Source organism: Streptomyces sp. NH27 (assembly GCF_056859195.1).
The window spans coordinates 1-7984 of the sequence record NZ_JACEGK010000373.1 but is presented as its reverse complement, the minus strand read 5'-3'; the positions used below and the strand labels follow the sequence as shown (position 1 = coordinate 7984).

The 7984-nt window shown below is 76.4% G+C and carries 7 protein-coding genes; all 7 read right to left on the bottom strand.

Translation table 11 applies throughout. From position 1 onward, the window contains the following. Positions 1-526 (bottom strand): aldolase/citrate lyase family protein (locus AC13HU_RS26200; RefSeq protein WP_483044414.1); only part of this gene is annotated, 526 nt, incomplete at its 3' end. An 89-nt stretch (positions 527-615) separates the two neighbouring features. Beyond that, positions 616-1782, bottom strand: coding sequence for a CaiB/BaiF CoA transferase family protein (locus AC13HU_RS26195; RefSeq protein ID WP_483044413.1), 1167 nt, complete (start codon positions 1780-1782; stop codon positions 616-618). Positions 1783-2123: 341 nt separating this feature from the next. Next, positions 2124-3131, bottom strand: coding sequence for a ribokinase (locus AC13HU_RS26190; protein ID WP_483044411.1), 1008 nt, complete (start codon positions 3129-3131; stop codon positions 2124-2126). Beyond that, the gene (locus tag AC13HU_RS26185) at positions 3128-4693 is read right to left on the bottom strand and encodes an ADP-ribosylglycohydrolase family protein (RefSeq protein ID WP_483044410.1); all 1566 of its coding nucleotides are present in this window, start codon (positions 4691-4693) and stop codon (positions 3128-3130) included. The genes AC13HU_RS26190 and AC13HU_RS26185 overlap by 4 nt, the downstream gene beginning before the upstream one ends. After that, complete coding sequence (locus AC13HU_RS26180) at positions 4690-5835, bottom strand: ADP-ribosylglycohydrolase family protein (RefSeq protein WP_483044409.1); 1146 nt, start codon at positions 5833-5835, stop codon at positions 4690-4692. Before AC13HU_RS26180 ends, AC13HU_RS26185 begins: the two co-directional genes overlap by 4 nt. After that, complete coding sequence (locus AC13HU_RS26175) at positions 5819-7090, bottom strand: ADP-ribosylglycohydrolase family protein (RefSeq protein WP_483044412.1); 1272 nt, start codon at positions 7088-7090, stop codon at positions 5819-5821. Before AC13HU_RS26175 ends, AC13HU_RS26180 begins: the two co-directional genes overlap by 17 nt. Positions 7091-7545: 455 nt before the next feature. Next, positions 7546-7984 (bottom strand): ADP-ribosylglycohydrolase family protein (locus AC13HU_RS26170; RefSeq protein ID WP_483044408.1); only part of this gene is annotated, 439 nt, incomplete at its 5' end.

The following is a 7984-nucleotide window of genomic DNA, read 5'->3' as shown; positions in this document are numbered from 1 at the left end:
CCACGGTACGGACCCGGGGCCAGGTGAGCGCGTCCTCCTCGGTGACGCCGAGGTCGGCGCGCAGGTCGGCCTCGCCCAGCGCGAGACCGCGCACCGCGGGGTCGGCGGTGGCGATGGCGAAGGCGTTCTCCAGGCCGAGCGCCGATTCGAGCAGCGGGTAGAGCCCAGGCACGGCCGCGCCGGTCCCGGCCAGGTCGCGGTGGAGTTCCCGTACGGACGTCACGTCACCGGGCCCGGTGACTTTCGGCAGTCGCAGCCCGCCGAGGCCCGGCAGTCCGGCCAGCGCCGCGAGGTCCGCCGCGAACAGCGGGCCGTCGAGGGCGTTGACGCGTACGTGCACCCTGGCCGGCCCCGACCCCGGCCCCGGCACCCGGGCGGCGAGCAACTCGGCGGTGGCGGCCCGCGCGTACTCCTTGCGGGCCGGGGAGACCGCGTCCTCCAGGTCGATCAGGACCACGTCCGCGCCCGATCGCAGCGCCTTCGCGACCACGTCGGGGCGGTCGCCCGGGGCGTACAGCCAGGTCAGGACCGCGTCGTCGGTACCGGCGCGGTCGGTGCCGGCCGGGGCGGGCCCGGTGGAGGCGCCCGTCGCGCCGTGGGTTCCGGTGCCGGCGCTCACAGCGCGCCCTCCGCCCGCAGTGCGGCGATCTCCGGCCCGTCCAGGCCGAGTTCGGTGAGGACGGCATCGGTGTCCGCGCCGTGCGGGCGGCCGGTCCAGCGGATCGCGCCAGGCGTGCCCGACAACCGGAACAGTACGTTCTGCATCCGCATCGGCCCCAACTCCGCGTCGTCCACCGACGCTACGGTGCCGAGCGCGCCGTACTGCGGATCGGTCATCACATCCCGCACGTCGTAGATCGGCGCGACCGCGGCCTGGGCCCTCTCGAAGGCCGCGACCACTTCGGCCCGGTCGTGCCCGGCTATCCACGTGCCGACGGCGGTGTCGATCTCGTCGGCGTGCGCGGCCCGCCCGGTACCGGTGGCGAACCACGGCTTCTCGATCAACTCCGGCCGCCCGACCAGCCGCATCACCCGCTCGGCAATCGACTGCGCGGAGGAGGACACCGCCAGCCACGCCCCGTCGGCGGTCCGGTAGGTGTTGCGCGGCGCGTTGTTGGTGGAACGGTTGCCCATCCGGGGCTGCACGTAGCCGAGTTGGTCGTACCAGATCAGCTGCGGGCCGAGCACCGCGAGCATCGGCTCGATGATCGCCATGTCGACCACCTGGCCCGAGCCCGTACGATCCCGGCCGGCCAGCGCGGCCATCACCGCGTACGCGGTGGCGAGCGCGGCGACGGAGTCGGCGAGGCCGAACGGCGGGAGCGTGGGCGGGCCTTCGGGCTCGCCGGTCGCCGACGCGAACCCGCTCATCGCCTCGGCGAGCGTGCCGAAGCCGGGCCGCGCGGAGTACGGGCCGAACTGCCCGAACGCCGTCACCCGCGCCAGCACCAGCCGGGGGTTCGCCGCGGACAACTGCTCCCAGCCCAGGCCCCAGCGCTCCAACGTGCCCGGCCGGAAGTTCTCGATGATGACGTCGGCGGACGCGGCGAGCTTGAGCAGCACGTCCCGCCCGCCGGGCGTCGACAGGTCGAGCGTGATGTTGCGCTTGTTGCGGCCGAGGTGCTTCCACCACAGGCCCACGCCGTCCTTGCTCGGGCCGTGGCCGCGCGACGGGTCGGGCTTGCGCGGATGCTCCACCTTGACCACGTCGGCGCCGAAGTCCCCGAGGAGGGTCGCCGCACTGGGCCCCGCGAACAGCGTGGCCAGGTCCAGGACCCGCATGCCCTCCAACGGGCCGCCGGCGGGCGGCGTTTCGGGCGACGCGGGTGACGGTTCGGTGCGCGGCGGCGGCACGGCGGGACCGGTGGCCGAGCCTGCGGCCGTAACCGTATCGGCGGAAGCGGGGAGTTGGTCGTCGGGGCGGGTACTGCGAGTACTGGGGTGGTGCATGGGAGCTACCTCGGCTTCTTCAACGTGCTTCGGCGTCCGGCGGATTCGCCGGGGTGCCGTTCATCGCTCGTCCGGTCGTCGGTGGGCGGTCGTCGCTCGTCCGGTCGTCGGTGGGCGTTGGGCGCTGGTCGGTCGGGCGGCGGTCGCCCGGCGCATCGGTCAACGGCATTGGTTCACCCCGGAGTCGGTCCGTCGGGCCGCCCGGACGCGGACGTACCGCCCGCGGCCCTCGCGTCGATCTCCGCGCGCTCCGGCATCGAGGACGACGCGCCCTCGCGCTCCACCGACAGCGCGGAGGCGGCCGTCGCCCACTCCAGCGCCACCGGCATCGGCCGGCCCTCGCCGAGCGCGACCGCCAGCGCGCCCACGAAGGTGTCGCCGGCCGCGGTGGTGTCCACCGCCTTCGCGGGACGGGCCGGCACGGCCAGCGGTTCGCGGCCGCGGGCGGCGTACAGGCAGCCCGCCGCGCCGAGCGTCACCACCACCTCGGGCACCGCCTCAAGTAGCGTGCGGGCGGCGGCGCGTGGGTCGGTCCGGCCGCTGAGCGCGGCGGCCTCGTGCTCGTTGGGCACCAACAGGTCGGTGACCGCGAGGAGTTCGTCCGGCAGCGGCTGGGCGGGCGCCGGGGTGAGCACGGTCCGGACACCGTGCCGGTGGGCGGCCCGCGCACCCGCCAGCACACCGTCCAGCGGCAGTTCGAGCTGGAGCAGCAGCGCGCCGGCCGCCGCGATGACGTCCTCGTCGCCGTCGGCGAGGCCGGTCACCGTGCCGTTCGCGCCCGGCACCACCACGATCGCGTTGTGGCCCTCGCCGTCGACCACGATGTGGGCGATGCCGCTCGGGCCGGGCACGGTGCGCAGTGGGCCGGTGCCGACCCCGGCGCCGTCGAGGGCGGCGCGCAGCCGCGGCCCGAAGTCGTCGTCGCCCACCGCGCCGATGAACGTCACCGCGCCGCCCGCCCGCGAGGCCGCGATCGCCTGGTTGGCGCCCTTCCCGCCGGCCACGGTGCGGAACGCCTCCCCGGTGACGGTCTCGCCGCGCGCGGGCGCCACCCGGGTGTACGCCGCCAGGTCCATGTTGGCGCTGCCCAGGACCACGATGCCGGCCCGGCCGGGCGGCGGGGCGCCGCGGCGCCCAAGGCGCGCAACGTGCCCGGAAGGAACGGTCGGATCGGTGCTCATCGGGTGCCTTCCTCGGGGGTGCCCTGTGCGGGGGCGTGGCGCGCGGGTGCGTCGTGCTCCCGCGGGTTCGGGCCGGACGGCAGGACGGCCAGCGCGGCGGTGCGGCGGGCGAGGGCGTCGAAGCCGATGCCGTCGAACCCGCCGACCGTGCTGGCCAGCCGGTTCTGCAGCGGGCCGGTCCACTCGCCGGGCAGCGCGGCGGCCGAACCGGCCAGCAGCCCGGTGACGGACCCGGCCGTCGCGCCGTTCGAGTCGGTGTCCCAACCACCCGACACCACACGGCAGATGGAGCCGGCGAAGTCCCCGTCGGCGTGGGTGAGGGCCGCCGCGAGCAGCGCCGCGTTGGGCAGCACGTGCACCCAGTGGTGGCCGCCGAACCGCCGGTGCAGTTCGTCCACGACGACGGCGAACCCCTCCGCCGTACCCGACGGCTCGGCGCCGGCGAGGTCGATGCCGAGCCGGACCGCCTCGGCCAGCCGCGACGCGCGCGGCACCACCTGGAGCCCGGCCGCCAGGCACGCGTGCACGTCGGTGCCGCCGCCGGCCGCCCGCGCCACCATCGCGGCGGCGAACATCGCGCCGTACACGCCGTTCGCGGTGTGGCTGAGCACGGCGTCGCGCCACGCCTCGTCCGCCGCCGCGGCCGGGTCACCCGGGCGGGTCCAGCCGAAGACGTCCGCGCGGATCAGGGCGCCGATCCACTCCCGGAACGGGTTGCGCCATGTCGCGGTCCGCGGCGGTTCCAGTCCTGCCAGCAGGTTCCGGTACGCGATCCGCTCGGCGGTGAAGGTACGGCCCGCGGGCAGCTCGTCCAGCCACAGCTGCGCCACGTCCCGAGTGCGGAAGCCGTGGCCGTGGGCCTCCAGCAACAGCAGCCCCAGCAAGGGGTAGTTGAGGTCGTCGTCCTCGGGCATCCCGTCGATGTTCTCGGCGAGCGAGGTGGGGCGGCTGCGGCGGTTCCACGGGTGGCGGGCGGCGATCGCCGGGTCCAGGCCCACCTCGGTGAAGTAGCCGCGCAGCGGCCAGTTGCCGGTCGACACGGCGATCGCCCGGATGCCGTCGAGTGGCAGTTTCTCCACCGGCTTGCCCAGCACGCACCCCGCGGCCCGCCCGAGCCAGCCCGCCTCCAGCCGCTCGGCCAGCTCCGTCGGCCGCTCGACCCGCGCGACGGCGGGCGGCGCGCCCGTGGCCGCGTGGATACCGGCCAGATCCGTCGGCTCCTGCTCGGCCAACGGCGGGCGCTGCCTGGCCAGTTCGTCCAGTAGCGCCTGCGCGAGCGCCCGCAGCTCCGGGTCCGCGGGCCCGGGCGACGCCCCGGCCCGCTCCGGCGCCAGGTGCCCGCCGGCGGCCAGCCACCGCCCCCGCACATCCGCCGTGGCCCGCCCGTCCTCCCCGGCCTGCCGCAGCTCGTGCCCCACCAGGTCCTCCGCCTGCACCCACGTCAGCCGCAACGGTTCCTCGCCCGCCGGGTCGGCCACGGCATCGCGCCCGCCGCCAACTTCAGCGGCGCCCGGCCCGGGGAGCGGCAACAGCCCCGGGCCCTTTGTGGGTTGCGGCCTCATCGCACCTCCGCCAGGGCCGCGAACGCGGCCTCGTGGGCGCGGCGGCGGGCCGTGTCGAGCGCGAAGACCTCGCGGGCGACGGCGGTGAGATCGGCCGCGGGAGCGTGCAGGTCGAGGCGGCTGGCGCGGGCCACCTCGTCGCTCCACCCGGCCGGAACCGCACCGGTGCCGCCGAGTGCCCCGGCGATCGCGCCGCTCATCGTCGCGATGGAGTCGCAGTCGCGGCCGTAGTTGACCGAGCCGAGCACGGCCGGTTCGTACGCCCCGCCCGCGATCAGCAACATGCCGAGCGCGACCGGCAGTTCCTCGATGGCGTGCAGCCGCGAGGGCCGGCGGGCACCGAGCGAGGGCTCGCGGTAGCGCGGCCCGACCGTGTCGAACGGCGCCACCGCCTCGCGCAGCGGCACCAGCGCCTCCTCCCAGTCGTCGAAGTCGGCGGCCCGCTCGCACACCGCCTCTATCGCGGCACGGGTACCGTCCTTGGCGAGGGCGAGCGCGGTCTCGACCACGGAGGCGGCGGTGGCGTCCGGCGCGAACGCCGCGGCGACCGCGGCGGCGAACACCCCGGCGGCCTCCCGCCCGTACGACGACTGGTGCGGCGCGGCCACCTCCAGCGCCTCGATGTACGCGGCCGCCGGGTTGCCGGCGTTGACCGCGCCGACCGGCGCCATGTACATCGCGGCGCCGCAGTTGACGATGTTGCCGACGCCCGCCTCGCGCGGATCGACGTGGCCGTAGTGCAGCCGCGCCACGATCCACTTCTCGGCGAGGAAGATCCGCTGGAGCGGCAGCGCCTCCGCCTCCAGCTCGGGAATCCACCGCGGCGTGCCGATCAGGTCGGGCACGAGGTGGTCGGCCACGCTGTACGCGTCGAGGTGGTCGCGGACCTTGGCGTAGACCCGCACCAGGGCGTGCGTCATGAGAGTGTCGTCGGTGACGTGCCCGTCGCCCTTGTGGTACGGCGCGATCGGCCGCGCGGTGCGCCACTCGTCGTAGAACGGGCCGACGATGCCCCGTACCCGGCCGCCGTGCCGCTCCGTGATCTGCTCGGGCGTCCAGCCCTCGACCGGGCCGCCGAGGGCGTCGCCGACAGCGGCGCCGACGAGGCAGCCGGTGATGCGGTCCTCAAGCGTGAGTTTCATTGCTTCCGGGTCCTTCCGTGACAGGGGAATGGGGGTCGGCGGCGGTCGGCGGTGCGGTGGGTGACGGGATGCCGGGCGAGGTGAACGGGGCGGGGCGCGGCGTGGCGTTCGGCACGCCAGGCGACGAGGCGTACGGCACGCCGTACGGATCGGGCTCCGGCTCGACACCGGCCAGCCGCCCGGCCAGGTCCACCAGGTCGGTGCCCACCAACCGGGGCAGCGCGCAGCCGGGCAGGGTCCGGCACGCCTCCCGCCAGGAGACGGGCAGCGCGGTGGCGCCGCCGAGCGCACCGGCCAGGGCGCCGGCCAGCGCGGGCGCGGAGTCCGCCACCCGGGACAGGCAGGCCGCGGCCGGCACCGCCTGGTCCACCGCGCCGTCGGCGGCCAGCACCAGCGCGAGCGCCACCGGCACGGTCTCCGCGGCGGCGATGCCGTAGCTGTAGACGTGGTCCACGATCTGGTGTTCCAGCAGCGGGACCAGGCCGAACGCCTGGCTGTGGCCGTCGGGTTCGGCGGCGCGCGCGGCCCGGGCGAGCGCGACCGCGTGCTCGGCGTTGCGGGAGATCTCCGAGCCGGCCGGCAGTTCGCGCAGCGCGGCCCGTACGCAGTCGTCGGCGGGTGCGCCGGCCAGCGCGAGCGAGACCGCCGCGGCCATCGCCCGGGCGCCGTGCACCCCGTCGCCGTCCTGCGTGTAGCGGGCGTCGTACTCCGCGAGGTCGGCGGCGGCACCCGGGTCGCCCGGGTGCACCACGGCCAGCACGCACGCGCGCCCGCATGCCGCGTCGTCGAAGAAGTGCGGGTTGTCGTGCCCGGTGGCGGGCGGCCGCAGCCCCGTGGCGAGGTTGCCAAGACCGGCCCGTACCGAGATACGGGCGCGCAGCGGGATCACCGCGGACTCCACCTCCGACGCGCGGGCCGCGGCCGAGGAGATGTCGGCGGCCAGCGACATCCAGGCGAGGTCCACCGCGGCCCGCACCCGGCGGTCGCGGCTCAGGTCGCTGAGCAGCGCGCCGCGTGCCGAGAGCACCGACTCGGCGGTGAACGCCGCCCACTCCGCGTCGTCCGACGGCCCCAGCCGCAGCGGCTCGGGCGGCTGGTTGAGCGCGATCGGCACCGGCAGGGTGGTGGTCGCGTTCTGCTCCGCGAACGTGTCCAGCTCGCGGGTCAACCGCCGCGTCCACTCCGGCATCCGCGCGGCCCGATGGCGTGCGGCCGGCCACCCCGCGGCATCGCCCGCGGCGAGCCCGAGCAGCAGTCCCTCGACGCGGTCCCGCGTGACCCGGTCGGCCCGCGCCGCATCGCCGGCCGCCGGGCTGCCGTGACCGGTGCCCGAACTCGCAGATGCGCCAGCCGGGTTGACGGGTACGGCGCCGACTGCGGTGCGTGGTAGGGGAGTTGGTGCGCCGGGCGCGGTGGCGCCCGAGGCCGCGCGGTCGCGCGTCGCACCCGCGGATGACGTGCGGCCGGGAGCGCGGTCGGGCACACCTCCGGAAGTCCCGCTGTCCACACGCCACTTGGCGGCTGCGGCCCCGCCGGCTCCCGCGGTCCGCGCGGCCACGCGATCGGGCGCGGACGTCCCGCGCGCGGCGGGTTCGGGCGTCGCGGGTCCGGGCGCGGCGCCGGAGGCGGACGGGCCGTCGGTCGCCGCCGCCTTGGCGCCGACAACGGACCCGTGCGCGGACCCGCGGGCAGATCCGTGTGCGGTGGTACTCATGACGCCACCCGTTCGGTCGGGCCGGGCACCGGTTCCCCGGGCGCGAGCAGGTCGGCGATGTCACGGACGTGGTAGCCCGCCATGGCCGGCAGGCAGCTCCCGGTCACCGGTTTGATCGCGTCCGACCAGTGCTCGGGGATCGCGCCGAAGCCGCCGAGCGTGCCGGCGAGGGCGCCGGCGACCGCCGCGGTGGTGTCGGCGTCGCGGCCCATGTTGACCGCGGTGAGCACCGAGCCGGTGAAGTCCCCGTCGGCCAGCGCGAACGCGCCGAACGCGAGGCCGACCGCCTCGGGAGCGAGGTCGGTCCAGGGGTAGCCGCCGATGACGACGGCCGAGCGCAGTGCGCGCTCGCGGTCGAGGACGGTGAGCGTCGGGTCGAGCCGGACCCGGCGTGCCACGGTCACGGCCCGCCGCAGCGACCGCGCGGTCCAGGAG

Bases quoted from the DNA above. Each gene is read 5' to 3' on its own strand.
- AC13HU_RS26195 (WP_483044413.1), bottom strand. From the start codon at position 1,782: ATGCGGGTCCTGGACCTGGCCACGCTGTTCGCGGGGCCCAGTGCGGCG.
- AC13HU_RS26180 (WP_483044409.1), bottom strand. From the start codon at position 5,835: ATGAAACTCACGCTTGAGGACCGCATCACCGGCTGCCTCGTCGGCGCC.
- AC13HU_RS26190 (WP_483044411.1), bottom strand. From the start codon at position 3,131: ATGAGCACCGATCCGACCGTTCCTTCCGGGCACGTTGCGCGCCTTGGG.
- AC13HU_RS26185 (WP_483044410.1), bottom strand. From the start codon at position 4,693: ATGAGGCCGCAACCCACAAAGGGCCCGGGGCTGTTGCCGCTCCCCGGG.